Genomic DNA, 26,153 nt, shown 5'->3' with positions numbered 1-26,153 from the left:
GTCAGAACAACTGCTCGAACGTAACCGCAAGGGACGCGTCGTCCACTTCGTAACGGTCGCCGGCGCCACGCACCGCGGTACCCAGAAAGACAATGTCATCGACCACATCGCTCGCGGCCAGCCCCAGATGGCGGCCGACTTGACGAGCGGCCCACTGCGTCGCCGAGCCCGGCAGTCCGTCCGTCGCCGAGACACCTCGGGCGGCGACGTCGAACCCGACGATCGTCGCCGCGGCGGTATCTACTTGTGCGGCGAAGGCCCGCAACACATCTGGATCGACTAACACTGTGCCCCCTGGTCTCGGCGGTGGCATTCGGCACACCTCCTCCGATGTGAACCTAACACCGCCGCAGAGGCACTCCGCGCAGCAAATCTGCACGCTCGCGGAGATGGCAGGCGCAGATGGCAGGTGAAGGAGGGCGCTCAGGCGCTGAGGACGCCGTCGAGCGCGCTGTAGAACAGGCCGAGGCCGTCGTCGGACGGTCCGGTCAGCGCCTCGGTGGCGTGTTCGGGATGCGGCATGAGGCCGACGACGCGGCCGTTGGCCGAGCTGATGCCGGCGATGTTGCGCTGCGAGCCGTTCGGGTTCTCGCGGTAGCGGAACACCACGCGGCCTTCGCCCTCGAGCTCGTCGAGCACCCTGTCGCTGGCCACGTAACGTCCCTCGCCGGACTTCAGCGGAATCAGCACGTCGGCGCCGGCCTCGTATCGCGATGTCCACGCCGAGGAGTTCGACGCCACCTCCAACCAGATGTCGCGGCAGACGAAGTGCAGCCCGGCGTTGCGGGTCAACGCGCCGGGCAGTAGACCGGCCTCGCACAGCACCTGAAATCCGTTGCAGATCCCCAGAACCGGCATGCCCCCCTCCGCCGCCCGGATGACCTCACCCATCACGGGTGCGAACTTCGCGATCGCGCCCGCGCGCAGATAGTCCCCGTAGGAGAAGCCGCCGGGTACCACCACGGCGTCGACGTTTCGCAGATCGGCATCGGCATGCCACAGCGGAACCGCCTCGGCACCGGCCAACCGAACCGCCCGCGCAGCGTCGACGTCGTCGAGGGTGCCCGGGAATGTGATGACGCCCACACGCGCGGTCATGATTGCTCCCTGCTCACCGACCAGTCCTCGATCACGGTGTTCGCCAGCAGCGATTCCGCGATCTCGGCCAGGGTGGCGTCGTCGATGCTGTCATCGACCTCGAGCTCAAAACGCTTGCCCTGCCGCACATCTGAGATACCGTCGAAGCCGAGGCGGCCCAACGCGCCGACGATCGCCTGCCCCTGCGGGTCGAGGATCTCGGCCTTGGGCATCACGTGCACCACCACCCTTGCCACGCGTCAACTGTACCGGCGGTTGCGTCGCGTGCGACTCACCGGCACGAACCGAGGTATGCCTCGCACAGCGGGGCGGCCAGCGCGTCGAGAACCTGCGCGTCGGGTACCGAAGGCCACGGCACCTGCAGGGGCAGCGTCGACCACAGTGCGAGTTCGACGACGCTGCCGCTGCTGGGATGGGCCAACAGGTACTGATGCACCACTTCCTGCCCGGAAACGCTGATCACCGCGACCATCCGCTCGGGGTCGGCCATCGTGATCGACGGCGAGACCAGCGGCGCCGTCAACTGGCAGGTGCGCAGCCGCGACCGCGCCGAGTCGAGCACCGCGCGGGTGAGGGGTCCGTTGTGCGCGACGCTCCCGCGCCAATGCAGCACCTGCGCCCGCAACTGCCACTGACCATCCGGATTGCGAACCTGCGCCGTGGCTGCCACGACGTAGTCGCGCGGGTCGCCCGGCACGGGCGGGCTGGCGCAGAGTTCCTCGAACAGAAACCGCGGCGCGGGCGCGCTGACGGCCAGCCCCGCCAGTCCCGGCCACCGGTACACCGAGGACAACGGAAGCGCGCTGGATGACGGCCATGCCGCATCGGGGATCGCGTCGCAGATCGGGGGGCACACGCCGGGAACCGCCCGCGCGCCAGGGCCGGGCACAGGGCCGGCGGTCAACGCCAGGCCGAACGTGGCCAGGGTCACCGCCAGCAGCAAACGCACGACTCAACTACCCCCTGAACACAGCCAGCGCCGCCACAATATAGGCATGCAGTTGACCCATTTCGGACATTCATGCTTACTGGCCAATTTCACGAGCGAATCCGGTGATGAAGCGACGATCCTGTTCGACCCGGGCGTCTTTTCGCACGGATTCGAAGGCATCACCGGCCTGTCGGCGATCCTGATCACCCATCAGCATCCCGACCATGCCGACACCGAGCGGCTGCCCGCCCTGCTCGACGCCAACCCGCAAGCCGCCCTGTACGCCGATCCGCAGACCGCCGCGCAACTCGGCGATCCTTGGCGCGCGGTCAACGTGGGCGATGTCCTGACCATCGACCATCTGACCGTGCGCGGCGTCGGAGGCAAACACGCGGTGATCCATCCGGAGATCCCGGTCATCGACAACATCTCCTACCTCGTCGACGACGGCACCCATCGCGCCCGCCTCATGCATCCCGGCGACGCCCTGTACGCGCCGGGCGAACCGGTCGACGTGCTGGCCACGCCCGCCGCCGCGCCATGGATGAAGATCTCCGAGGCGGTCGATTACCTGCGCGCGGTGGCGCCGACGCATGCGGTGCCCATCCACCAGGGGATCATCGATCCCAGTGCTCGCGGGATCTTCTACGGGCGGCTCACGGAGATGACCGACACCGATTTTCAGGTGCTCGAACCCGAGAACGGCACGCAATTCTGATTCGCGGCTCCGCCGCGGGGTTCTGAGCTCAGGCCGTGTCGCGCGCCGCCGCGCGGCCGGCGGCCCGTCCGGAGAACACGCAGCCACCGAGGAAGGTGCCCTCCAGCGACCGATAGCCGTGTACGCCGCCACCGCCGAAGCCCGCCGCCTCCCCGGCGGCGAACAGGCCGTCGAACGCGGTGCCGTCGTTCTTGAGCACGCGCGCATCGAGATCGGTCTCCAACCCGCCCAAGGATTTTCGCGTCAAGATGTGCAACTTCACCGCGATCAGCGGCCCTGCCTTGGGATCGGTCAACCGGTGCGGGGCGACGACGCGGCTCACGCGGTCGCCGAAGTAGTTGCGCGCCAACCGGATCGAGGCGATCTGGGTGTCCTTGGTGAATTTGTTGGCCACCTCGCGGTCGCGGGCGGTGACCTCAGCGGCGACCGTCGCGTAATCGAGTGGGAGCACATCGGGGACGTCGTTCATCGCCGAGACCAGGTCGCGCAGGGAACCGGCGCTGACGAAGTCGACACCCCGGTCGACGAACGCCTGCACCGGCGCCGGCGCCCCGGCACGGACCCGCGTCAACACGTCGCGAACGCTGCGACCGGTGAGGTCGGGGTTTTGTTCCTGCCCCGACAGCGCGAACTCCTTGGCGATGATCCGGGCGTTGAGAACGAACCACGTGTAGTCCTGCCCGGTCTGGGCGATGTGTTCGAGCGTGCCGAGCGTGTCGAATCCGGGATACAGCGGCGAGGGCAGTCGGTTGCCGTTGGCGTCCAACCACAGCGACGACGGTCCGGGCAGGATGCGGATCCCGTGCAGCGGCCAGATCGGGTCGTAGTTGGTGATGCCCTCGGTGTAGTGCCACATGCGGTCACTGTTGATCACCCGCGCCCCGGCCGCCTCGGTGATGCCGATCATGCGGCCGTCGACGTGTGCGGGCACACCGGACAGCAGCTGTTCGGGTACCCGACCCATCCGCTTAGGCCAGTTCTGTCGCACCAGGTCGTGGTTGCCCCCGATGCCGCCACTGGCGATGATCACCGCCTGCGCCCGAAACTCGAACTGTCCGACCGACTCTCGCGAGGTGGCCACGCCGCGGGGCGCGTCGGAGGGTTCGAGCACTGTTCCGCGCACGCCGACGACAGCTCCGTTCTCGACGATGAGCTCGTCGACCCTGTGCCGGTGCGCATACGTGACCCGCCCAGTCAGGCGGCGAGCGAAGATGTCGACGATCGCGGGCCCGGTGCCCCAGGTGATGTGAAAGCGCGGCACCGAGTTCCCGTGTCCGCGTGCGTCGTACCCACCGCGCTCAGCCCAGCCGACGATCGGGAACGTCTGCAGACCGCGCTCCCGCAGCCAGCCGCGCTTCTCGCCCGCCGCGAAATCGACATAGGCATACGCCCATTGCCGCGGCCAGTGATCCTCCGGACGGTCGAATCCAGCCGAGCCAAGCCAGTCTTGAAGCGCCAACTCGTGGCTGTCGCGGATGCCCAGCCGCCGTTGCTCCGGGCTGTCGACGAAGAACAACCCGCCGAACGACCAGAAGGCCTGACCGCCGATGTTGTCGGCGTTCTCCTGGTCGACGATCAGCACGCGGCGCCCGCGTTCGACGAGTTCACAGGCCGCCACCAGGCCCGCGAGCCCGGCTCCGACGACGATGACGTCAGCATCTGCCATGGCCGCCACGTTAGCGGGCGGCAGTCAAGCGGCGGCGGTCATTGCCGGGTCCGGATGCCATTTGTAGACATCCGGCACGCAGCGATGCATGAGTGCGAGGTCGACGGCATCCAGCATCGCCTGTCGCGTGCCCGGCCGACGCAGGTGCCGGGCGGTTACGGCGACTCGCACGATTCCGCCCCGCCGGGCCGTTCGCTCGGCGGACAGCACCAGAGTGCGGCACCACCAAGGTTCGCTGAGAAAGCCCTCGCCGATACCGAGCACGCGCGACCGCACGGCCGTCCCCCGAACCAGATCGGCGATTTCGGTCAACCCGGCGAGAAGACGAAAGCCCTTCCGCGGCAACATCAGCGCGGTGCCGCGAGACACGGTCCATCCCGGGGCCGCAAACAGCCGTGTGCGCAGACCCAGGTGCTCCATCACGCGGTCGGCGGCCATCAACCGCAGGCCGGCCTCGTGTGCGGGCAGCGTCGCGAATTCTCCACGTCGCTTCTTGGTGGCGGCCTCGTCGAAGCCGTGCAACACGATCGCGTCACCGGTATCTCGCCGGGCGGCAAGCCAACCGACCGTGGCGGCGTCCTCCTCGAGCCGGTAGCCGCCCTTGATCCTCGGCGCCACCAGCCAGGAGACCGGCACATCGCGGGCGTCGAGTTGCGCGCAGAAGTCCGCGACGTCGGGCATCGTGCGATCGGTGATCCCGGAGACGGAGACGATCAGCTGTCCAGCCACGCCGTCAGTGTGGCAACGTCAGGTGTCCCAACGGTTTACAACACGCTGACGGCAGGTGACCATCGGCTGCTATCGCGGCAGCACGTCCTCGATGGCCGCGATCACCTCGGGGGCATCGGGTTGCGTGCGCGGCCGGAACCGCTTGACGACTCTTCCGCCCGGCGCAAGCAGGAACTTCTCGAAGTTCCACTGGATGTCGCCGGCCTCGCCGCTGTCGTCAGGCGTCTTGGTCAACTCGGCGTACAGCGGGTGCCGGTCGGCGCCGTTGACATCGGTCTTGGCGAGCAGTGGAAACGTCACGCCGTACGTCGTCGAGCAGAACTCGGCGATCTCCTCGGCCGTGCCGGGTTCCTGGCCCATGAACTGGTTGCACGGCACGCCGATCACGGTCAGTCCGCGGTCGTGGTAATCCTTTGCCAACTGCTCGAGCGCGGTGTACTGCGGCGTGAGACCGCATTTCGAGGCGACGTTGACCACCAGCGCGGCGCCGTCGGCCAGTTCGCCAAGCGTGGTGTCGCGGCCGTCGAGCGTGGTCACAGCGATGTCGGTCAGCGGAGTATCGGTCATGCCCGCACGTTACCCCGTCTCGAACAGCATGCCCGCAACCCGGTGCACGGTCGCGATCGGATCACCGTCTGCGTCGATCGCCTTGTTCAGCCACAACAACGAAAAGCCGTGCACCAGTGACCAGGCCGCGAGCGCCGCCGCCGCAGGGTCTTGTGCGGCGCGCGGATCGTCGAGGGTGCCCACACCCTGTCTCAGTTCCGCGCCCGCCGCCTCCCGAGCCGCCCTCAGGTCCGCGTCGTCCGGGTCGACGAGCGAGCGGTCGAACATGACCGCGTAGTGCCCGGGATGGTCGAGCGCGAAGCGCACGTACGCCAGTGCGGCATCGATGAATTCCGGCTTCGCCTCGGCGAGCGCTCCTGCCAGCTTGCGCCAGCCCTGCGCGGCCAGCGCGGTGAACACGCCGCGCCGGTCGGTGAAGTGGTGTGCGGGCGCGGCATGCGACACCCCCGCGACCCGTGCGAGTTCTCGCAGCGAGATCCCGTCGGCGCCGCGCTCGGCGACCAGCCTCGCCGCCTCCGCGAGGATGACGGCCTTCAGATCGCCGTGGTGGTAGGACGCCCTGCTCATGCGGCCATCATAGCGGAGATCTTGACAGTGACTAGATTTCTGGTTCAGGGGAGGCGCTCGTGATCGGCCTGGGCGGCGTCCAGTAGCCAGGCGTACTGGAAGGCGGTTTCCTTCCAGCGTTCATATCGCCCACTGATGCCGCCGTGGCCGGCATTCATCTCCGTCTTCAACAGCACGGGATGATTGTCGGTCTTGGCGTGGCGAAGTGCGGCAACCCATTTCGCCGGCTCGACGTAGTACACCCGAGTGTCGTTCAGCGACGTCATGGCGAGGATTCGCGGATAGTTCTTCGGCTCAACGTTCTCGTAGGGCGAGTAGGACTTCATGTACTCGTAGACATCCTTGTTCTCCAACGGGTTTCCCCACTCGTCCCACTCGGTGACCGTCAGCGGCAGCGACGGGTCGAGGATCGTGGTGAGCGGGTCGACGAACGGCACCACCGCCAAGACGCCCGCGAACAACTCCGGAGCCATGTTGGCGACGGCGCCGACGAGCAGACCTCCGGCGCTGCCCCCGTAAGCCACCAGGTTCTCCGGTCGGGTGACATCGGTCTGCACGAGATGCTGTGCGACAGCGATGAAATCGGCGAAGCTGTTCTTCTTCCCGAGCATCTTGCCGTGCTCGTACCACGGCCGGCCGAGTTCACCGCCGCCCCGTACATGGGCCACCGCGAACACCATCCCGCGGTCGAGCAACGACAGCCGCGCGATGGAGAATCGCGGATCCTCGCAGGCTTCGTAAGCGCCGTAGCCGTACAGCAGTGTGGGCGCCGGATACTGCAGGCCGATCTTGTGCACGATCGAGATCGGTATCCGCACCCCGTCGAGCCCGGTCGCCCAATCACGCCGCTCGACATAGTCTTCGGGCCGGTAGTCGCCGAGCACGGGCTGTTCCCGCAACAGTGTCCGCTCGCCGGTGGCCAGGTCGACGTCGTAGATACGCACCGGGGTGGTGTAGGAGGTGGCACCGATGCGCAGTTTGGGTGAGCTCCAGTTCGGGTTGGCGCTCAGTCCCGCCGACGTCAGCTCGGACTCGAAGGTGAAGTCTTCGGGCTGGCCGTACTCACCGGTCGGGTGGAGGGGCCAGAGTTGGATCTTCGGCAGCGCCTCACTGCGGTAGCTGACCACGAGGTGTCCGTCGAACGCGTCCACGGAGTCCAGGCGGACGTCGTCGCGGTGTTCGATCAGGGTGCGAACCGCGGTGGGGTTGCCGACAGGCGCCTCGACGAGGGTGAAGTTCTCCGCACCGTCGTTGTGCAGGATGAGAAACCGGTCCTCACCGCCGACGACGGCGTGCTCGACGGAGTACTCGACGAAGCCGCGACGCGGCCACACGATCGTGAATTCGGCGTCCGGGTCGGTCGCGTCGGCGTAGCGCACCTCGGAGGTGACGGCGCTGCCGGCGGCGATGATGACGTACTTGTCGCTGCGGGTGCGGCCGACGCCGAGCCAGTACCGTTCGTCTGGTTCGTGGTAGACCTTCTGCGCGGGCAACCCCGAGCCGAGGCGGTGCCGCCATATGGTGTCCGGGCGCCAGGCCTGGTCGAGCGTCGAGTAGTAGAGGGTGCGGTTATCGGCCGCCCACGTCGCACCAGGGCCGATACCGGTGATCGTGTCCTCGTACAGCTCACCTGTGCGTAAGTCCTTGAACCGCAGCGTGTACCGCTCGTCGCCCTTGAGGTCGACCGAATAGGCGAGGGTGTTGCCGTCCAGGCTGACCGAGGCGGCGCCCAGCGAGAAGAACTCGTGGCCTTCGGCCTCGGCGTTCTCGTCGAGCAGAACCTGCTCGCCGGGGATCTCGGTGTTCTCGTCGAGCACCGGGGGCGTCCAGTCGTCGGGATCGGCGACGGGGCAACGGCAATGCACGCTGTACTGCTTGCCCTCGAAGCTGCGACCGTAATACCACCATGCGTCGCGCCTGGTCGGCACCGACAGGTCGGTTTCCTTGGTGCGGGCCTTGATCTCGTCGAAGATGGCCTGCCGCAGGGGTGCAAGGTGTTCGGTGACGTGTTCTGTGTAGGCGTTCTCCGCCTCCAGATGTGCGATCACCTCGGGGTTGGTCTTGTCGCGCAGCCACTCATAGGGATCGAGAAAGACGTCGCCGTGATGCTCACGCCGGGTGTCGACGCGCTTGGCCACCGGCGGCTTCATGCACCGATCCAGTCGTCGAAGTCCAGTCCCGAAATGCGTTCGTAGGCCTCGATGTAGCGAGCGCGGGTGGACTCGACGACGTCCGGTGGCAGCGGCGGCGGAGGCGTGTCGCCGGCGCGGTCCCACCCGGACTCCTCGGATGTGAGCCAGTTGCGGACGAACTGTTTGTCGAAGCTCTCCTGCACGACGCCTTCCCTCCAGTCGTCAGCCCGCCAGTACCTACTCGAATCGGGGGTGAACACCTCGTCGGCCAGCCGCAGGTCACCGTTCTTGTCAACCCCGAACTCGAACTTGGTGTCGGCGACGATGATTCCCGTGGTCAATGCATGCTCGGCCCCGCGGCGGTACGTCTCCAATGTCCGGTCGCGCAGTTGTTCGGCCCGCTGCTCACCGATCAGCTCGACCACGTCGTCGAACGAGATGTTCTGATCGTGCTGTCCCAGTTCGGCTTTGGTCGCCGGGGTGAACAGTGGTTCGTCGAACTTGCTGGCCTCGACCAGCCCGGCGGGAAGTGCGATACCGCATACCGTGCCTGTGTTCTGATAGTCGATGAGTCCCGAACCGGTGAGGTAACCGCGGGCCACCGCCTCCACCGGCAACATCTCGAGTTCCTGTACGACCAGCGCGCGACCGAGCACGTCGGCGGGGATGCGCTCGTCGTCGGGTGCACCGGCCAGGTGATTGGGCGTGCCGGCGGTCCGACTCAACAGGTCGAAGAAGAACACGCTCATCGCCGTCAGGATGCGACCTTTGTCGGGGATCAGCGAGTCGAGGACGTAGTCGTAGGCGGAGATGCGGTCGCTGGCCACGAAGAGCAGCGTCTCGTCGTCCACGCGATACAGTTCGCGAACCTTGCCACTGGCCAGATGTTCATAGTCGGACAGAGCGGGGCGCATCGGGCCAGCCTATCGGGCAGCATCTACAGCCATGACTTCGCGGTTTATCCCCTACGCCACCAGACCCTCGCGGATCTTGGCCCAGCTCGGGAGTGATTTCGTCGTGGTCGCCTGGACCACGGTCTGGGTGCTGGTCGGCATGGCTGTGCACTCGGCGGTCTCGACGATCGCCGCGGTGGGCCGCCAGGTCGAGACCGGCGCCAACGGAGTCGCCGACAACCTCGATGCGGCGGGCGAGCGCACCGACGACTTCCCGCTCATCGGCGACGCGCTCAGCAAGCCGCTGCGGGCCGCCAGCGAGGCGGCGCTCGACATCGCCGACGCCGGTCACAGCCTCGACAGCACGGCGTCGTGGTTGGCGTGGGTACTGGCGCTGGCGGTGGCCGCGCCGCCGATCCTGTTCGTCGCGATGCCGTGGCTGTACCTGCGGCTGCGGTTCTTCCGCCGCAAGTGGACCGCGATCACGCTCGCCCGCACACCCGCGGGCGAGCAACTGCTGGCGCTGCGAGCGCTGGCCAACCGGCCGCTGGCCAAGCTGGTCGCCGTGCACGCCGACCCCGTCGAAGCGTGGCGCACGCACGACGCCGACGCGATTCGCGGCCTGGCTGCGCTGGAGCTGCGCTCGTCGGGGGTGGCGCGCCGCCTCTAACGAGCGATTTGTGCACACTCGGGAGCGCTCACCGCTCGCTGATGTGCACAAATCGCGCGGAAGGAACCGTTCGCAGACGCTGATGCGTCGAAAAAGAGCATGCTCGACGACCATCTCCGGCGAAACGACGGTGTGATCACGCTGGCGCAAGCTCTGCAGTGCGGTCTCAGCAGACACGCGGTGAACCGACGTGTGCGATCAGGCCATTGGTTGCGATGCTCGTTGGGGGTTTTCTTCGCAAACGATCGTCCGTTCAGCGACGCCGCGCGTATCAGGGCGTCGGTGTGGTCGTTCGGTCCACGAGCGGCGGCCAGCGGACTGGCGGCGGCGTGGTGGCACGGGATCACGAAATTCGCTCCCGACATCGTCGAGGTCACCGTGCCGAGGGTGAGCAATTTTCGACCGAGGCCGGGGATGAAAGCGCGAAGGCGCGACTTGTCGCCCCGCGACATCGTCGAGCGGGAAGGCCTGCGGATCACCGCTATGCCGCTGACAGTCATCGAAGCCGCGGTCCGACGCGGCGGCGGGCCGAAGCTGATGGACGCCGCCCTGCAGCGACACGTCGAACTCGCCCAGCTGTGGCGAGCGCATCTGCGCAACAAGGGCCGACACGGTTCACCCGCCGCACGGCGTCTCCTACGCGCCGCCGAAGACGGTGCGCGTTCCGAGGCCGAACGACTTCTCGTGAAGCTGCTGCGGGAGGCTGGTTTCACGGGTTGGAAGACGAACCATCCCGTCGGCGGCTACAAGGTCGACGTCGCATTCGTGCGCGGGAACGTCGCGATCGAGGTCGACGGGTGGGCCTTCCACACCGACAGCGAGGTGTTCCAGGTCGATCGCAATCGGCAGAACGCGATCGCGCTGCTGAGCTGGAAGGTGCTGCGCTTCACCTGGCTTGACCTGACGGCGTATCCAAAGCGGGTGATCGCCGAGATCGCCGCCGCGACCGGGCAGATTCCGTCAACCGAACGTCACTGACCCACTCACCGCAGCTCGACCACGAGATGCCGAATGCCGGTGTGCCGGTTGCTGCGCGTCCATTCGACAGGCTTGACCAGCCGGGCCTCGGAGAAGCGTGTCAGCAACTCCTCGAACAACACACGCAGCTCGAGCCGCGCCAGGTTCGCGCCGAGGCAGTAGTGCACACCCTGGCCGAAACCCAGGTGCGGATTCGGCTTACGGGCGATGTCGAACACGTCGGCATCGGTGAATACCGCCTCGTCTCGGTTGGCCGAACCCTCCCAGATCTGCACCTTCTGACCGGCTTCGATCTCGCATCCACCCAACGACACGTCGCGGGTTGCGGTGCGCCGCTTCGACGGTGACGGCGACGACCAGCGCACCATCTCCTCGACCGCCGACGGCAGCAGCGCGAAATCGTCGCGCAGCGCGGCCAGCGAATCCGGATTCTCGATCAACGCCAGCAGTCCACCCGCCACTGCGTTGCGCGTCGTCTCGGCACCGGCACTGAACAACAGGCTGAAGAACAGATAGAGCTCGAGATCCGAGAGCGCACCGTGGTCTCCGGTGTCATCCAGGGAGGCGTTCGCGACCACCGACAACATGTCGTCGGTCGGGCACGCGCGCTTGGCGGCGATCAACTCCTGACCGTAGGTGTACATCCGCGAGCCGGCCTCTTCGGCGGTCAACTGGCCGACCGACGCCCTGCGCGAGCCACCGAAGTCGAACTGCGGCTCGATCGCCTCGAACAACCAATACCGTTCGGACTCCGGCACTCCCAGCAGAATGCAAATCATCTGCATCGGTAGCTCGGCCGCCACGTCGACCAGGAAATCAAAGGGTTCCCCCGGCTTCACCGCATCCAACAGCCGCCGGGCACGCGCACGCAGATCGTATTCCACCCTGCGGATCATCCGCGGCGTCAGTCCCGAGCTGACGAGCCGGCGGATCTGCGAATGCCGGGGGTCGTCCATCATGTTGAGCACCTGACCGGCGATCGCCAAGTCCTGCAGCAGCGTGCCACCGTAGGGCCGGGAACCACCGGTCACCGACGAGAAAGTCTGCGGATCACGAAACACCGCAAGCGTTTCGGCGTATGTCGCGACGGACCAGAATCCCTCGCCGTCGGGGGTGTGTTCGGTCGGCTCATGCCAGTACACCGGCGCCTCACGCCGATGCACCGCGAACAGCTCGTGCGGAAATCCGTTCGCGAAGTTGTCCAGATCGGTGAAGTCGATCCCGGCCAGCGTCACAAGATGGCACCCGAAGTGTATTTGGCCGCTTGGGGATAGCGGCTCACCAGCTCGTCGACCGCCGTGACGACGCGGTCGACCTGATCACCTGCCGCCCCGGTGAACGCCTGCTTGTCGGCGAGCGCCGCATCCAGCGCCGGTCGGTCCAGCGGCAGCCGCGCGTCGGCGGCCAACCGATCCAGCAGATCGGGTTCCTGGCCCTTCTCCCGCATGGCCAACGCCACCGCCACGGCGTGCTCCTTGATCACCTCGTGCGCGGTTTCCCGGCCCACGCCGGCCCGGACAGCGGCGATGAGGATTCGCGTCGTCGCCAAGAACGGCAGGTAGCGGTCCAGTTCGCGCTGGATCACCGCGGGGTAGGCACCGAATTCGTCGAGCACCGTCAGGAACGTCTCGATCTGTCCGTCGACGGCGAAGAACGCATCCGGCAGGGCCACGCGGCGCACGACCGAGCAGAACACGTCGCCCTCGTTCCATTGCGCGCCAGCGAGTTCGGCCGCCATGGAACCGTAACCGCGCAGCACCACCTGCAGCCCGTTCACCCGTTCACACGAACGCGTGTTCATCTTGTGCGGCATCGCAGACGAACCCACCTGCCCGGGTGCGAAGCCTTCGGTGACCAACTCGTGGCCGGCCATCAACCGAATGGTGTGCGCCAGCGACGACGGTCCGGCACCCACCTGCACCAGCGCAGAGACGACGTCGTGGTCCAGCGAGCGCGGGTACACCTGCCCGACACTGGTGAAAATCTCTGTGAAGCCGAGGAATTCGGCGACCCGCCGCTCGAGGTCGGCCAGTCGGGAGGTATCGCCGTCGAACAGATCCAGCATGTCTTGGGCGGTGCCCATCGGACCCTTCACACCGCGCAACGGATAGCGGTCGGTCAACGCGCGCAGGCGCTCCAATGCGATCAGCAGCTCCTCGGCCGCTGAGGCGAACCGCTTGCCCAGCGTGGTGGCCTGTGCCGCGACGTTGTGGCTGCGGCCGGCCATCACCAGATCGCGGTACAGCACGGCGCGCTCGGCCAGCCGGGCCACCACCGCGACGCCATGGGAATGCACCAGCTCCAACGAACGCCGGATCTGGAGCTGCTCGACGTTCTCGGTCAGGTCGCGACTCGTCATGCCCTTGTGCACGTGTTCGTGGCCCGCCAGCGCATTGAACTCCTCGATGCGCGCCTTGACGTCGTGGCGCAGCACGCGTTCGCGCGCGGCTATCGATGCGAGGTCGACCTGTTCGAGCACCCGCTCGTAGTCGTCGATCACGCCGGAGGGCACATCGACGCCCAGTTCGGCCTGGGCGCGCAGCACCGCCAGCCACAGCCGGCGCTCCGCGACGACCTTGGCTTCCGGTGACCAGATGGCCACCATGTCCTCGCTGGCGTACCGATTGGCCAGCACGTTGGGGATCGTCACAAACACTGAGCTTACGACCCGGGTCGTGCAGGCTGGTGCCATGTACTTCGTCGGGCTCGATCTCGCATGGGGGGTCAGGAACCAATCCGGGGTGGCCGTCCTCGACGATGACGGACGGCTTGTGCAGGTGGGTGCGGCGGTCAGCGACGACGAGATAGCGACGGCACTCGCGCCGTATGTCGAGGGCCCCTGTGTCGTGGGTATCGACGCGCCCCTCATCGTCAACAATCCGAGCGGATATCGGCTCGGCGAGACGCTGTACAACCGGGACTTCGCAGCGTTCGAGGCAACCGCGCAGCCCGCGAACTCGCGCAACCCCCTTTTCGATCCGCCCCGCGCCGAAGTGCTCTGCGAACGACTGGGCTTGAACCCCGACCCTCACTCGCGCGCTGACCGTCGCGCGATCGAGGTATACCCGCATGCGGCAACGATCTCGCTGTTCGAACTCGGCAGGACGCTGAAGTACAAGCGGCGCACCAAGGACGTCGCCAAGCGCAGGGACGAGCTGCTGAGGATGGTGGACCTGATCGAGGGTTTGGCCGACGCGGTGCCGCGGCTTGGTGTGCGCGGCAGTCCCGCCTGGCTCGAACTTCGCAAGAGGATCGAGGCGAGCGATCGACCCTTCCAGCTGAACGCTTGTGAGGATCCCGTGGACGCGGTGCTCTGCGCGTACGTCGCGCTGTACTTCCAGCGGCGACGCGAAGACGTCACGATCTACGGCGACGGCGAAGTCGGCTACATCGTCACACCGGCACTACCACCGGGGCTGACGCCCCGGGCGGTCAATCCGGCGACTGCGCCAACTGAGTCGGATCGGTGATGCCGGCGTCCTTGATGCCGAGTTGTTTGTTGATCGCCATGGTGATGAGGAAGAGCACGATCCCGATCACCACCAGGATTCCGGCCAGCAGGTACTGCGTGCCCGGGCGGCCCGACAGGGGCGTCACCAGGTACAGCGACGAGATGAATCCGACGACGGGCAGTGCGGTGGGTGTGCGGAAGTGCGGGCCATCCTCGACGACATCGCGCCGCAGCACCAACACCGCGACATTGACCGTCGCGAACACCGCCAACAACAACAGCGACGTGGTGCCGCCCAGCACCGCGAGCGCTTTGCTGCTCGCGAACGCCGACACGTAGAAGATCAACCCGAACGCGATGATGGTCGTGAAAATGATTGCCACCCAAGGGGTGTGGCGGGTCCGATGCACCGTACCCAGAACGGGCGGCAGAACGCGCTGGCGCGCCATGCCGTAGATCAGTCGGCTGGCCATCAGCATGTTGATCAGCGCGGTGTTCGAGACCGCGAACATCGTGATGAAGGGGAACAATTCGTCGATCGGAAGGCCCGGCGCCGCGGCCTCGACCACACTCACCAGTGGGGTGCTGCTCTCCCGCAATTCGCCGATCGGCACCAATGCCACCGCGATGATCGACACCAGGATGTAGACGACGCCCGCAATGCTCAAGCCGGTCAACAAGACCTTCGGGAAGATTCGGACGGGGTCTTTGGTCTCCTCGGCCATGTTGACCGAGTCCTCGAAACCGACCATGGCGAAGAAGGCGAGCGATGTCGCCGCGGTGATCGCGACGAATGTGTTTCGGTCCTCACTGCTTTCGAACATCACGACACGTGAGAAGTCGTGATCGCCGACTTGGGTGAACGCCCACAGGCCGACGAAGATCACCAGCAGCAGACCGCTGATCTCGATGATGGTCAGGCCGACGTTGAGCTTGACGCTCTCACTGACACCGCGCAGGTTGATCGCGGCGAGGACGGCCATGAAGCTCAGCGCGATGACCGCGACACCCGCCTTACCCCAATCCAGGCCGAATCCCTTGATCAGGTTGGCCGCGAACGCCTGTGATGCGGTCGAGGCCGACGTGATGCCCGAACACATCACCACGAACGCGACCAGGAATGTGACGAACTGAATCCCGAATGCCTTGTGCGCGTACAGCGCTGCGCCCGCGGCTTGGGGGTACTTGGTGACGAGCTCGAGGTAGGAGAACGCCGTGACGGTGGCGATGGCGAACGCGAGCAGGAACGGCAGCCATGCCGCCCCACCCACCTCACCGGCAACCTGACCGGTCAGCGCGTAGACACCGGTACCGAGGATGTCGCCGACGATGAACAGCAGCAACAACCCCGGACCCATGACCCGCCGAAGCTCAGGTTGCTTGTCGGTCGGCGCGCTCATCATCGTTTGCTCTTCGCGCAAGCGCTCATCGGTGTCCTTTGCTCTTCGCGCAAGCGCTCATCGGTGTCCTTTGCTCTTCGCGCAAGCGCTCATCGGTGCCCTCCTCGTGGCATCTACACCTGCGCCACTCGCTCATCGATCGGTGCCAACACGTCTATCACGTCGATCAGCGTCGCGCGTGCTGTTGCGCGAGGGCCGTCGCCCTCGGCCACGAGCGCTGCCACCACCGCACCGTCGACCGCGTTGACGAGCGCGGTGAGGTACTCGGCGCGCACCGAGCGACCCGAGCGCTCGATCACCTCGATGACGGCATCCGTGCGCTGGCGCATGATCCGCCGTTGAATGTCACGCAACATGGGATGGCGCGCGCACGCGATGTAACGCTCGTAGCGCGAGATGAGCTGCTCGCTGACCCGTTGCCCCGCCACGTCGTCGACCAACAGATCCACCAGGATGTCCGCGGTCGACTCCGCGCCTCGTCTACGCCGCGACAGCATCGCCACACGTGCGCGCAACTGCTCGGCCTCGCGCTCGCCGATGTATTCGACGGCCTTGGCGATCAGGTCGTCCAGCGACGAGAAGTAATAGGTCGTCGACGCCAGCGGCAGACCTGCGCGACGGGCCACCGCGCGATGCCGCACCGCGTCGAATCCGCCCTCGCACAGCAGATCGGCAGCGGCGCTGACCAGCGCAAACCGTCGACGTTCTCCTTTGGGAGTGACCGCTGCCGTCACGTTTAGCATGCTGCCAGTCGGGCGGCCCTCCCATCGCGCTTTCGGCCAATCGTCAGGCTTTCTCACCGAAGTCCGGGGCGGTGTTCTGATGCGAGGGACCAGCCGCCGCTCATCGGGCAGTGAGGCTGCGATGGCATCATGACCGCCATGCCCGAACTGAGCCGGCGATCGCTTCTGCGTCTCGGGGTCGGCACGGCGGCCGGATTGGCGGCGCTGCGGATGGCCCCCGCGGTCCCGGCCGTGCCCGCCGCACCCACCTACGTCGACGGCTCCTTCGTCTCGGCTGCCCGTGGCGGACAGAAGACCAACTGGGTGATCGCCCGGCCGCCCGGCCAGACCGCGCCGCTGCGTCCGGTCATCGCGCTGCACGGCAAGGGACAGGACGCAGCAGGCGTGATGGCCGGGGGTGTGGAACGCGGTTTGGCCGAGGCGGTCGCCGCGGGGTTACCGCCCTTCGCGGTTGTCGCCGTCGACGGCGGCGGAAGTTACTGGCACAAGCGGGCCTCCGGCGAGGACTCCGGGGCGATGGTGCTCGACGAGCTGATCCCGATGCTGGGCTCACAGGGTTTGGACACCTCGCGTGTCGGCTTCCTCGGCTGGTCGATGGGCGGTTACGGGGCGCTGCTGCTCGGCGCGCGGCTCGGCCCCGCCCGCACCGCCGCGATCTGCGCCGTCAGCCCCGCGTTGTGGACCTCCTCGGGTGCCGCAGCGCCCGGTGCGTTCGACAGCGCGGAAGACTATGCCGCCAACAGTGTCTGGGGTCTGCCCGCGCTGGCCTCGATTCCGATCCGGATCGACTGCGGGACCGACGACCCGTTCTCCTCGGCGACCAAGGAGTTCATCGCGCAGCTGCCGAATCCACCCGCGGGGGGCTTCTCGCCGGGTGGGCACGACGCCGGGTTCTGGAGCTCGCAGCTGCCCGCCGAACTGGCCTGGATGGCCCCGCTGCTGACGGCCTAGAGGACGATCCGCCCCTCGGCCGCGGCCAGCGCGATGTCGCTGCGAAAGTGACTGCCCGCCAATCGAATCGACTTGATCACGTGGTAGGCGGCCTCACGTGCGGCGGACAGGTCCGCGCCGGTACCCACGATGGAGAGCACGCGGCCTCCCGAGGACACGACGGCGCCGTCCTCGCGACGACTCGTGCCCGCGTGCAGCACACCCTCGACTTCAGAACCGGTGATCACGTCGCCGACTCGTGGGCGGGACGGGTAGTTCTCCGCAGCCAGCACCACGGTCACGGCGGCGCCGTCGCGCCACTGCAGCGGGGGCTCGTCGGCGAGGCTGCCTGTTGCGGCCGCGTACAGCAGTTGACCCAACGGTGTCTCCAGCAGGGCCAGCACGGGCTGGGTCTCGGGGTCGCCGAAGCGGCAATTGAATTCGATCACCGCCGGACCCTGGGAGGTGATGGCCAGCCCGGCGTACAGCAACCCCGAGAACGAACTACCGCGCTTGACCAGTTCGGTGGCAACGGGTTTCACCACATCGTCGACGATCCGGGTGACGACGCCCTCGGGCAGCCACGGCAGTGGCGCGTAGGCCCCCATGCCGCCGGTGTTGGGGCCGGTGTCGTTGTCGCCGACCCGTTTGAAGTCCTGCGCCGGGAGCATGGGCACAACGGTCTCACCGTCGACGAGGCAGAACAGCGACACTTCAGGTCCGTCGAGGAACGACTCGAGCAGCACCGGATGTCCGGCATCGAGCAGGCCTGCGGCGTGGGACCGGGCGGCTGCGCGATCGGCGGTGACGACCACGCCCTTGCCGGCGGCCAGACCGTCGTCCTTGACCACCCAGGCGGCCTCGCCGCTGTTGGGGCCGAAGCGGTCGAGCGCCGCATCGAGGTGAGCGGGGTTGTCGACGACCTCGCTTCTGGCGGTGCGCACACCGGCGGCCATCATTAGCTCTTTGCCGAACGACTTCGAACCCTCGATGCGGGCCGCGTCCCTGCTCGGTCCGAAGCAGGCGATCCCGGTGCTGCGCACCGCATCGGCGACGCCGAGGACCAGCGGTACCTCCGGCCCGATGACGACGAGGTCGACCTCCAGCCGCTGCGCCAGCCTGGCGACCGCCTCCCCCGAGGTGATGTCGACGTCGTACTGGTCGGCGATCGCGGCGGTGCCCGCATTACCTGGCGCGATCGACAAGCCTTCGACCTGGGGGTCCCGCCGCAGCGCCACCAGCAACGCATGTTCACGGGCACCGGATCCGATTACCAGGACTCGCACAACTGCTCACCCTAACCGCAGACCCGATCGGGCTCGGTTGCCAGACAGCTGGCCATACACTTGACAAGACATTGTATGGTCAAATGTATGACCCAGGCCACATGCCCGTTCGGACCCGGCAGTGCCGGTCCCCAAGGCGCGATGCGCCTGCCCCAGGGATATGACTTCACCGACCCCGAGGTGCTGCTGCGCGGTATCCCCGTCGCCGAATTCGCCCAGCTGCGCAAGACCGCGCCCGTGTGGTGGAACGAACAACCCGAGTCGATCTTCGACGACGGCGGCTACTGGGTGATCAGCCGCCACGAGGACATCAAGGCCATCTCGCGCAACGGCGAGCTGTGGTCGACAAATCGCAAGGGCGCGGTGATGCGACTTCCCGAGGGCGTCACCTCCGATCAGCTCGAGCTCACCAAGGCGCTACTGATCAACCACGACGCGCCCGAACACACGAGGCTGCGCAAGCTGGTGTCGCGCCTGTTCACCCCGCGAGCGATCGCGACGCTCGAGGAGCGGTTGGCGACCGCCGCGCGCGAAATCGTCGCCGAGGCAAAGCAAAAGGGCAGCGGCAATTTCGTCGACGACATCGCGATGCGCCTGCCGCTGCTGGCCATCGCCGACCTGATCGGCGTGCCCGAGGCCGACCGCGAGAAGTTGTTCGGATGGACCAACGCGATCATGAACACCGACGACCCCGACTTCGACTCCGATCCGACCGCCGCCAACGCCGAGCTGATGGGGTATGCCTACGCGATGGCCGAGGAGCGCCGTCGTTGCCCGGCCGACGACATCGTCACCCGGCTGATACAGGCCGACGTGGAAGGAGAGCCGGGGGAGTCTCTTGGCGATGTGGAGTTCGCGTTCTTCGTGATCCTGCTCGCTGTCGCCGGAAACGAGACCACCCGTAACGCGATGACGCACGGCATGAACGCGTTTTTCGAGAACCCCGATCAGTGGGAGTTGTTCAAACGCGACCGACCCACGACCGCCGCCGACGAGATCGTGCGGTGGGCCACCCCCGTGCACTGCTTCCAGCGGACCGCCCTGGCCGATACCGAACTCGGCGGCGTCACCATCCGCGAAGGCCAGCGCGCGGGTCTGTTCTACAGCTCGGCCAACTTCGACGAAGCGGTGTTCGACCAGCCCTTCCGGTTCGACGTCCTGCGCGATCCCAACCCGCACCTGGGGTTCGGCGGCAACGGCGCCCACTACTGCATCGGCGCGAACCTGGCGCGCATGGAGATCAAGCTGATCTTCAACGAGATCGCCGACCAGATTCCCGGCATCGCCAAAGCCGGTGAACCTCAACGCCTTCGGTCGGGCTGGATCAACGGCGTCAAGGACCTGCAGGTCTCCTACACGGGTTGATCGGGCAGGCTGAGTAGGATTTCGCCGTGCGCACCCACGGCTGGTCCGGCTCGGCACCGTCGACGGATGAGGAGGCGGTCGTCCGCATCCTCGACGCTGCCGGCAAGGCGATCGACGCGCGCGGTGCGGAGTTCTCGATCTCCGACGTCGCGCGCACGCTCGGGGTGACGCGGCAGACGGTCTACCGGTACTTCCCCAGCACCGACGCGCTGCTTCAGGCGTCGGCGCAGCGCGCGGCGACCGGCTTCCTGGACCGGCTGGCCGACCATCTGCAGGGATTGACCGACCCGCAGGACGCGGTCGCCGAGGGCATCGCCACCGCACTGGAATGGCTTCCTGAGGACAAGCACACGGGGCTGTTGCTGACGCCCGCGCGGGCCAGCGCGTTCAGTCAGACCATCACCTCGGATGTGGCGTTGGAGTTCGCCAACTCGATGTTGCGCCGCTTCGACGTGGACTGGGCCGCGCTGGGGTTCGACGACGACGACCTCGACGAGCTGGCCGAACATCTGCTCCGGATCATCCAGTCGTTCATCATCGATCCGGGGCGCCCCCCACGCCGCGGCCCCGAGCTGCGGAACTACCTGCGCCGGTGGGTCGGCGCGTCCGTGGCCGCCCCGACGGTGACCCGCTAGGCGCCACAATTGGTGCTCTACCGGCCGTCGGGCGGGCCGTAAACTCACGATCGTGAGTGTCGTCGATGCCTTCCTTTCGACGTGGTCGCGGGCGCGCGCCTCGTTCGGTGAGGGCATCCCGCAGGACGGCGCCGGGCTGGACTACAGCGCCCGCCTGGAGTCTCTACGGGACGAGGTGGCGGCGGCGACGCCCGGCTCGGAGTGGACGGGCGCGGGCGCCGACGGCTATCGCGACCGGAACGCCAGGCAGGCAAGGACTCTGGGGACGTTGGCCGATCTTGACCGCCGACTCGCGGTGGAGGTAGACAGGTCGGCGGCGGTGGTGGCGGCCGGCCGGCGTGATCTGGACGCGGTTCGGCAGTGGGTGATAGACGCTGCGGCGACGGTGCCCGAAACCCCGGCCCGCGAACAGATGCTGTGGCCGGTGGTCAGCAAAGGCGCCGGCGAGGTCGCTGAGATCATTCAACGCTCACACAGCGACCTGGCCGCCATCGCGTCCAGGATGCGCGCACTGGGGGTGGAGTACGAGGAGCTGGGTAGGCCCGGGCCCTGAGCGGGTTCAGAGCACGGTCAGCGGCAGCGATTTGCGGTCTTCGAACTCCCATGCCGAACCGCCACTGACCCTGACAACCGACACCTCGGAGAATTCCTCGGCCTCGGTATCCGTCTCGACGACGCGCGCAGTCCACTCCTGTGCGGAGCCGGCGACCTCGACGTCGAGGTGTTTGTCCACTGCCGTGACGATCGCCTGCAGCGGGCGCCGCTCGTGGGGCGACACCAGCGACACCCAGGCACCGTCCTCGTGGGCCGGTGAGCGTCGCAATTGGACGTTGTCGGGTCCGAATTCGGCGTCGACGTATGCGGCCGGGTTGAGCATCGGATGCAGTTCCAGTGTGCGCACGGCACCTTCGATGCCGCCGGGAAGCTTCAGTGCCCGGTGAATGCGTTCGGCGGCGATGCCCGCCAGGCCGATCAGTTGCTTGGTGCAGATCTCGGTCGCCAGTTCGGTGTTGGTGCCGGCGCGCTTGCCGACGGCGATCACGTACGACAGGTTGAGCAGGTGCATCTGCAGACAGACCTCGTCGGCGATCCGCACCAGCGCCGAATGTGAGAATGCGCCGAAGTCGAGGTCCGAGAGCAGCGGACCCGAGTAGTCCGATTGTCCCTCGTCGCCGGTGTCGATGGGGTCGAGTTCGGTTCTGGCGGCGCGTGTTCGGGCGATGACCTCGAGCACGGGGTGGTCTTCGACCTCGGGATGGGATTCGTCGATGATCACGGTCCACGCGCAATGCGGGTGCCGGTCAGCGGGTGTGCGCGGCGGTCGGTGGATCGGACGGATCTGTGCTCGACGGTTGGTCGCGACGGCCGTCGCGTCGAACGTCGGGTCCTCGATGTCGTGGCACATGCCCCGCACGTACTCTTCGCCCATCGGCTCGACGTCCAGCAGTGCGCCGCAGTGGTCGAGGTGGAACTCGCCGTGCCAGCGGTCGTGGACGGTGTAGCGGAAATCCATGAACTGCGGCGGCGCCCCGATGTCCAGCTGGAGACCCTTGAAGATCGTGATGACGTCGGTGCCCTCGTACTTCAACGCCTTCTGCATCCGCTTGGTGTAGATCGGGCTGGCACCCATCCACTCCTCGATCGCGACCTGCAGCATCTCCTCACGGCCGAAATTGCTGATGACCCAGGCCATTCCGGATCGGTCGATCAACTGACCGATCAGCAGTAGCTCGGGCACCAGCGTCGCGAGCTCGTCTCGCGACAGCGAAGCATACCTACTGGTCATCGAGCGTCTTCCCGGAATGCATCTTCACCGCGGCATTGACATTGGCTTTCTTGTTCTCACCCTCGCCGCGTTCCGACGCCTTCCTACGGTTCTTGATGACCTTGCTGACCGCGCCGTCCAACTTCGAACCCAGCGGGAACCCGAGGTAGTGCGTCAGAAAGACGGCCATCTCCTTGAGCTCGTCCTCAGTCATCTCGCCGTTGGCGAGCGCCGCGTTGACCTGGATCTCGGCGAGGTCGGAGTTCCCGACGGCCGTCACGGCGGTCAGCGTCATGATCCGTTTGTCGCGCATCGACAGCCCGGGGCGCGTCCAGATGGTGCCGAATAGATGGTCGACGGTGAGGTCGAAGTACGGATCGCCCTCGATGTTGGGCATCTCCCAGCCGTAGACCTCGTTCATCTTCTCGAGGCCCTTACGGCGCAATTCGTCCATCATCACTCCTTTGCGTGCGGCACACCCAGCCCGGCCGCCAGATTCTGCAACGCCAACTCCGCCAGTGGAAGGTCGACGCCGACAGCTTCGCCCAGCGCGAGCGCCAGCTTCAAGTCCTTCTGGCCCAGCGCCGCCGTATGCGTGAACGGCTGGTAGAGGAAGTGGTCGGGGGGAAGCGGTTTCGCATCGTCGCGGAACATAACCATGCCGGCGCCACCACTTTGCTTGTCGCTGTGGCGAACCACGTTGCCCAGGTCTTGCAGATTGACCCCGGCCGCATCAGCGAGCTTCAGCGCCTCACAGGCAGCGGTAAAAGAGATGAAGTGCAACATGTTGCGCGCCAGCTTCATTCGCGTGCCTGCGCCTGGTTCGCCGGCATGCACGATCAGCGACGCCCATCGCGAGAACGGCTTCTCCACGAGTGTGAAGGCCTCCTTGCTCGCGCCCACCATCACCGCGAGCTCACCCTTCTTCGCGGCGCGATCACCTCCGGAGACAGGCGCATCGACAATGTGAATCCCCTGTGCAGCATGGCTTTCGGCGAGCTCGGGCGCGGTGGTGTCGCTGATCGTCGAGTGGATCGCGATCACCGTCCCCGGCTTGGCATGCTCGGCCAGTTCACCGACGACTTGCCGCACCTGTTCGTCGTTCAGCACGGTGACGCTGATGACATCGGCAGTGGCGACATCGGCCACGCTGTCGGCCAGCGACGCGCCCGCCTCAGCCAACGGCGTCATCGCCTCGGTGCGCACATCGAACACGATGAGCCCGCCGGGCCACTCGACCAGCCTCTTGGCCATCGGTGCGCCCTGGTTGCCAAGCCCGATATAGCCGAGTTTCAGTTCCTCGCTCATGACCGAATGATCTGTCCGCCGTCGACGTTGAAGATCTGGCCGGTGATCCACTTCGCCTGATCGGACAACAGGAACAGGCACATGCCCACCAGGTCCTCCGGCTGACCCATGCGAGACAGCGGAATTCCCTTGACGATGTCTGCCACCATCTCCTGCGGCGTGGTGGTGCGGTTCGCCTCGGTGTCGATCGGCCCCGGCGCGATGGCGTTGACCCTGATGTTCTGGCCGCCCAACTCCGTTGCCAGTTGCTGTGTGAGTCCGTTGACCCCGACCTTGGCCAGACCGTAGAAATTCGAGTACAGCCACGCCGCGGTCGAGGACTGGTTGACGATCGCCCCGCCACCGCGCTTGGCCATCTTCCTGTACACCGCCCGGGTGCAGACCAACGCGCCGTCCATGTTCACGCTCATGAACTTCTTGTAGTAGTCCCAGTCCACGGTGATCAGGAAGTCCAACTTCATACCGCCGAAGATCGCGGCGTTGTTCACCAGATAGTCGATGCCGCCGAACTCCGAAAGGGTCTGCGCGGCCATCTCTTTCGCAGATTCCGGGTCGGAGACGTCAACACGCACGGCGAGCGCGCTGCCACCCTCGCCCTTGATCCCGTCGGCGACCTTCTGCGCGCCCTCGGTGTTGATGTCGGCAACCACGACTGCGGCGCTCTCGCGGGCCAACGCCTCGGCGTAGGTCTGGCCGATACCGCCACCGGCGCCGGTGACGATCGCCACCTTGTCCTTGAACTGGTCTCCGTAGAGCCCCATCGTGTTCCTTTCCTCGTTGCCGAATGCCTTGTCCGCACCGGCACTCGGCGAGCGTTCACACCGCCGTGGCGATCGCCTTGATCTCCAGGTATTCCTCGAACCCGGCCAACCCCATCTCCCGGCCGAGCCCCGACTGTTTGTATCCACCGAACGGCATATCCGCCGAGTACCAGACACCGCCGTTGATATTGACCGTACCGACCCGCATCCGCGCCGCGATCCGGTTCGCGCGTTCCTCGTCGGCCGAGAACACGGTTCCCGAAAGGCCATAGGCCGAATCGTTGGCGATGCGGACCGCGTCGTCGTCGCCGTCGTGGGCGATGACCGTCAACACCGGTCCGAAGATCTCCTCGCGTGAGACCTTGGCGTTGTTGTCGAGTCCGGCGATGACGGTCGGTTCGATGAAGAATCCGGTGTCGCGGTCGGCCGGCCGGCCACCGCCGACGGCGAACGTGCCGCCCTCGTCGATCGCCGAGTCGAGATAGCCTTGGACCCGGTCGCGCTGGCGAGCGGAAATCAGTGGGCCGCAGATGGTCCCGGCATCCTGGGGATCGCCCGGCTTGAGGCCTCCCATCGTCGCCGCCGCTGCCTCGACCGCCTCGTCGTAGCGAGCGCGGGGCACCACCAGTCGCGTGGTGATGGCACAGCCCTGCCCGGCGTGCATCGACGCGGTGAACGCCGACATGGAGCAGGCGGCGGCGAGGTCGGCGTCGTCGAGCACTAGGAACGCCGACTTGCCGCCCAGTTCCAGGAACACCTTCTTGATCGTCGCGGCGCCGTCGGCCATCACGCTGCGGCCGGTGGCCGTCGACCCGGTGAACGAAACCATGTCCACCCGTGGTTCTTTGGACAACAACGCCCCGACCCCGTGGTCGCTGGAGGTGATGATGTTGACGACCCCCGGCGGAATGTCGGTGTGCTCGGCGATGAGCTCCCCGACCGCGGCCGCGCACCACGGTGTGTCCGGGGCCGGCTTCAGCACGACGGTGTTGCCCGCGGCGAGCGCGGGACCGATCTTGGCCAGGTTGATCTGATGCGGGAAGTTCCACGGCGTGATCGCCCCGACGACGCCGACGGCCTCGCGGGCGATCCGGCGGCGGGTCTTGATGCCCATCGGCGACGCTTCCCCCAGATCGGTGACCCAGTGGTAGGACTCCGCCGTGTCGGCGCAGAAGCTCAGATCCTCGACCGGCCCCTCGAGCTGGGCCGCCGATGTCAACATCCGAGGCGCACCCACCTCGGCGATCGTGATCTCCCGCAGTTCCTCGATGTGCTCTTTGAGAACCGCCTGCAATTGGCGCAGGCACCGTACCCGCAACTCGGTGTCGGTCGACCAGTCGGTTTCGTCGAAAGCGCGCCGGGCCGCCTCGATGGCGCGACCCATGTCGTCGGCGGTGGCGTCCGCCGCGACACCAAGCACTTCCTCGGTCGCGGGGTTGACGGTCTCGAACGCCCCGCCGCTGCCCGCGACGAGCTTGCCGTCGATGAGCAGCAGACTCTCCCGATTCGCCAGCACTGCCATGCCGTCTCCGTTCACCGTTGCTGGACAGCTGTCCGAAA

The 26,153-nt window shown here is 66.7% G+C and carries 28 protein-coding genes; 8 read left to right on the top strand and 20 right to left on the bottom strand.

The window, feature by feature from the left end; all coding sequences use genetic code 11:
- Position 1 precedes the first annotated feature (1 nt).
- From AU193_RS21000 to AU193_RS20985, 4 genes are all read right to left on the bottom strand, one after another.
- Complete coding sequence (locus AU193_RS21000; RefSeq protein ID WP_064424322.1) at positions 2-286, bottom strand: type VII secretion target; 285 nt, start codon at positions 284-286, stop codon at positions 2-4.
- A 137-nt stretch (positions 287-423) separates the two neighbouring features.
- Positions 424-1,098 carry a phosphoribosylformylglycinamidine synthase subunit PurQ gene (purQ, locus tag AU193_RS20995; protein WP_064424321.1) on the bottom strand — a complete coding sequence of 225 codons (675 nt, stop codon included), beginning with the start codon at positions 1,096-1,098 and terminating at the stop codon, positions 424-426.
- On the bottom strand, positions 1,095-1,334 hold the full coding sequence (gene purS, locus AU193_RS20990; RefSeq protein ID WP_064424320.1) for a phosphoribosylformylglycinamidine synthase subunit PurS: 240 nt from the start codon (positions 1,332-1,334) through the stop codon (positions 1,095-1,097). The genes purQ and purS overlap by 4 nt, the downstream gene beginning before the upstream one ends.
- 35 nt (positions 1,335-1,369) lie before the next feature.
- On the bottom strand, positions 1,370-2,047 hold the full coding sequence (locus AU193_RS20985) for a hypothetical protein (RefSeq protein ID WP_064424319.1): 678 nt from the start codon (positions 2,045-2,047) through the stop codon (positions 1,370-1,372).
- Positions 2,048-2,093: 46 nt separating this feature from the next.
- On the opposite strand from AU193_RS20985, the gene AU193_RS20980 reads away from it, so the two are divergent.
- A complete protein-coding gene (locus AU193_RS20980) occupies positions 2,094-2,747 on the top strand; it encodes an MBL fold metallo-hydrolase (RefSeq protein ID WP_064424318.1) in 654 nt (217 codons plus the stop codon).
- A 28-nt stretch (positions 2,748-2,775) separates the two neighbouring features.
- Here the strand turns inward: AU193_RS20980 and AU193_RS20975 are convergent, their stop codons facing one another.
- The 6 genes from AU193_RS20975 to AU193_RS20950 all read right to left on the bottom strand — a co-directional run bounded on the left by AU193_RS20975 (position 2,776) and on the right by AU193_RS20950 (position 9,322).
- A complete protein-coding gene (locus AU193_RS20975) occupies positions 2,776-4,413 on the bottom strand; it encodes an FAD-binding dehydrogenase (RefSeq protein WP_064424317.1) in 1,638 nt (545 codons plus the stop codon).
- Positions 4,414-4,437: 24 nt separating this feature from the next.
- Positions 4,438-5,142 carry a DUF2334 domain-containing protein gene (locus AU193_RS20970; protein ID WP_064424316.1) on the bottom strand — a complete coding sequence of 235 codons (705 nt, stop codon included), beginning with the start codon at positions 5,140-5,142 and terminating at the stop codon, positions 4,438-4,440.
- Between the two features lie 69 nt (positions 5,143-5,211).
- Positions 5,212-5,709, bottom strand: coding sequence for a glutathione peroxidase (locus AU193_RS20965; protein ID WP_064424315.1), 498 nt, complete (start codon positions 5,707-5,709; stop codon positions 5,212-5,214).
- A 9-nt stretch (positions 5,710-5,718) separates the two neighbouring features.
- A complete protein-coding gene (locus tag AU193_RS20960; RefSeq protein ID WP_064424314.1) occupies positions 5,719-6,276 on the bottom strand; it encodes a TetR/AcrR family transcriptional regulator in 558 nt (185 codons plus the stop codon).
- Between the two features lie 44 nt (positions 6,277-6,320).
- A complete protein-coding gene (locus AU193_RS20955) occupies positions 6,321-8,426 on the bottom strand; it encodes a S9 family peptidase (protein WP_064424313.1) in 2,106 nt (701 codons plus the stop codon).
- On the bottom strand, positions 8,423-9,322 hold the full coding sequence (locus AU193_RS20950) for a phosphoribosylaminoimidazolesuccinocarboxamide synthase (RefSeq protein WP_064424312.1): 900 nt from the start codon (positions 9,320-9,322) through the stop codon (positions 8,423-8,425). Before AU193_RS20950 ends, AU193_RS20955 begins: the two co-directional genes overlap by 4 nt.
- Before the next feature lie 31 nt (positions 9,323-9,353).
- Between AU193_RS20950 and AU193_RS20945 the strand changes: the two genes are divergently transcribed.
- Positions 9,354-9,971 carry a hypothetical protein gene (locus AU193_RS20945; RefSeq protein WP_064424311.1) on the top strand — a complete coding sequence of 206 codons (618 nt, stop codon included), beginning with the start codon at positions 9,354-9,356 and terminating at the stop codon, positions 9,969-9,971.
- 99 nt (positions 9,972-10,070) lie between these two features.
- Complete coding sequence (locus AU193_RS20940) at positions 10,071-10,949, top strand: type IV toxin-antitoxin system AbiEi family antitoxin domain-containing protein (RefSeq protein ID WP_064424310.1); 879 nt, start codon at positions 10,071-10,073, stop codon at positions 10,947-10,949.
- Positions 10,950-10,954: 5 nt separating this feature from the next.
- Here the strand turns inward: AU193_RS20940 and AU193_RS20935 are convergent, their stop codons facing one another.
- The gene (locus tag AU193_RS20935) at positions 10,955-12,184 is read right to left on the bottom strand and encodes a cytochrome P450 (protein ID WP_064424309.1); all 1,230 of its coding nucleotides are present in this window, start codon (positions 12,182-12,184) and stop codon (positions 10,955-10,957) included.
- Positions 12,181-13,599: an adenylosuccinate lyase gene (gene purB / locus AU193_RS20930; RefSeq protein ID WP_064424308.1), complete on the bottom strand. Its 1,419-nt coding sequence runs from the start codon at positions 13,597-13,599 to the stop codon at positions 12,181-12,183. The genes AU193_RS20935 and purB overlap by 4 nt, the downstream gene beginning before the upstream one ends.
- A gap of 25 nt (positions 13,600-13,624) precedes the next feature.
- Here purB and AU193_RS20925 point away from each other — a divergent pair, with 25 nt between their 5' ends.
- A complete protein-coding gene (locus AU193_RS20925; protein ID WP_305728654.1) occupies positions 13,625-14,419 on the top strand; it encodes a DUF429 domain-containing protein in 795 nt (264 codons plus the stop codon).
- Here the strand turns inward: AU193_RS20925 and AU193_RS20920 are convergent.
- Positions 14,382-15,800: an APC family permease gene (locus AU193_RS20920; RefSeq protein WP_064424423.1), complete on the bottom strand. Its 1,419-nt coding sequence runs from the start codon at positions 15,798-15,800 to the stop codon at positions 14,382-14,384. The genes AU193_RS20925 and AU193_RS20920 overlap by 38 nt on opposite strands.
- A 113-nt stretch (positions 15,801-15,913) precedes the next feature.
- Positions 15,914-16,543 carry a TetR/AcrR family transcriptional regulator gene (locus AU193_RS20915; protein WP_064424307.1) on the bottom strand — a complete coding sequence of 210 codons (630 nt, stop codon included), beginning with the start codon at positions 16,541-16,543 and terminating at the stop codon, positions 15,914-15,916.
- A 129-nt stretch (positions 16,544-16,672) separates the two neighbouring features.
- On the opposite strand from AU193_RS20915, the gene AU193_RS20910 reads away from it, so the two are divergent.
- A complete protein-coding gene (locus tag AU193_RS20910) occupies positions 16,673-17,494 on the top strand; it encodes an alpha/beta hydrolase family protein (protein ID WP_064424306.1) in 822 nt (273 codons plus the stop codon).
- On the opposite strand, the gene purD is transcribed toward AU193_RS20910, so the two are convergent.
- The gene (gene purD / locus AU193_RS20905; RefSeq protein WP_064424305.1) at positions 17,491-18,759 is read right to left on the bottom strand and encodes a phosphoribosylamine--glycine ligase; all 1,269 of its coding nucleotides are present in this window, start codon (positions 18,757-18,759) and stop codon (positions 17,491-17,493) included. The two genes, AU193_RS20910 and purD, sit on opposite strands and share 4 nt — an antisense overlap.
- A gap of 87 nt (positions 18,760-18,846) precedes the next feature.
- Between purD and AU193_RS20900 the strand changes: the two genes are divergently transcribed.
- The 3 genes from AU193_RS20900 to AU193_RS20890 are packed head-to-tail and all read left to right on the top strand — an operon-like array spanning position 18,847 to position 21,312.
- Positions 18,847-20,124, top strand: coding sequence for a cytochrome P450 (locus AU193_RS20900; RefSeq protein WP_064424304.1), 1,278 nt, complete (start codon positions 18,847-18,849; stop codon positions 20,122-20,124).
- A 26-nt stretch (positions 20,125-20,150) separates the two neighbouring features.
- The gene (locus AU193_RS20895) at positions 20,151-20,759 is read left to right on the top strand and encodes a TetR/AcrR family transcriptional regulator (protein WP_064424303.1); all 609 of its coding nucleotides are present in this window, start codon (positions 20,151-20,153) and stop codon (positions 20,757-20,759) included.
- A 52-nt stretch (positions 20,760-20,811) separates the two neighbouring features.
- Positions 20,812-21,312, top strand: a complete 501-nt coding sequence (locus AU193_RS20890; RefSeq protein ID WP_064424302.1) for an EspA/EspE family type VII secretion system effector — start codon at positions 20,812-20,814, stop codon at positions 21,310-21,312.
- Between the two features lie 6 nt (positions 21,313-21,318).
- On the opposite strand, the gene AU193_RS20885 is transcribed toward AU193_RS20890, so the two are convergent.
- From AU193_RS20885 to AU193_RS20865, 5 genes are read right to left on the bottom strand one after another with little or no spacing between them, the layout of a single operon-like run.
- Complete coding sequence (locus tag AU193_RS20885) at positions 21,319-22,545, bottom strand: hypothetical protein (protein WP_064424301.1); 1,227 nt, start codon at positions 22,543-22,545, stop codon at positions 21,319-21,321.
- Entirely contained in the window at positions 22,535-22,978 is a 444-nt protein-coding gene (locus tag AU193_RS20880; RefSeq protein ID WP_064424300.1) for a carboxymuconolactone decarboxylase family protein, read from the bottom strand. The genes AU193_RS20885 and AU193_RS20880 overlap by 11 nt, the downstream gene beginning before the upstream one ends.
- A gap of 2 nt (positions 22,979-22,980) precedes the next feature.
- Positions 22,981-23,832 (bottom strand): NAD(P)-dependent oxidoreductase, encoded by an 852-nt coding sequence (locus tag AU193_RS20875; RefSeq protein WP_064424299.1) that lies wholly within the window; start codon positions 23,830-23,832, stop codon positions 22,981-22,983.
- Positions 23,829-24,593: an SDR family oxidoreductase gene (locus AU193_RS20870; protein ID WP_064424298.1), complete on the bottom strand. Its 765-nt coding sequence runs from the start codon at positions 24,591-24,593 to the stop codon at positions 23,829-23,831. The genes AU193_RS20875 and AU193_RS20870 overlap by 4 nt, the downstream gene beginning before the upstream one ends.
- A gap of 55 nt (positions 24,594-24,648) precedes the next feature.
- Entirely contained in the window at positions 24,649-26,115 is a 1,467-nt protein-coding gene (locus tag AU193_RS20865) for an aldehyde dehydrogenase (protein ID WP_064424422.1), read from the bottom strand.
- Between the last annotated feature and the right edge of the window lie 38 nt (positions 26,116-26,153).

This window comes from Mycobacterium sp. GA-1285, from assembly GCF_001499905.1.
Lineage (GTDB): Bacteria > Actinomycetota > Actinomycetes > Mycobacteriales > Mycobacteriaceae > Mycobacterium.
Note: the sequence above shows the minus strand (reverse complement) of the source record. Positions and strands in the feature narration are given on the sequence as shown.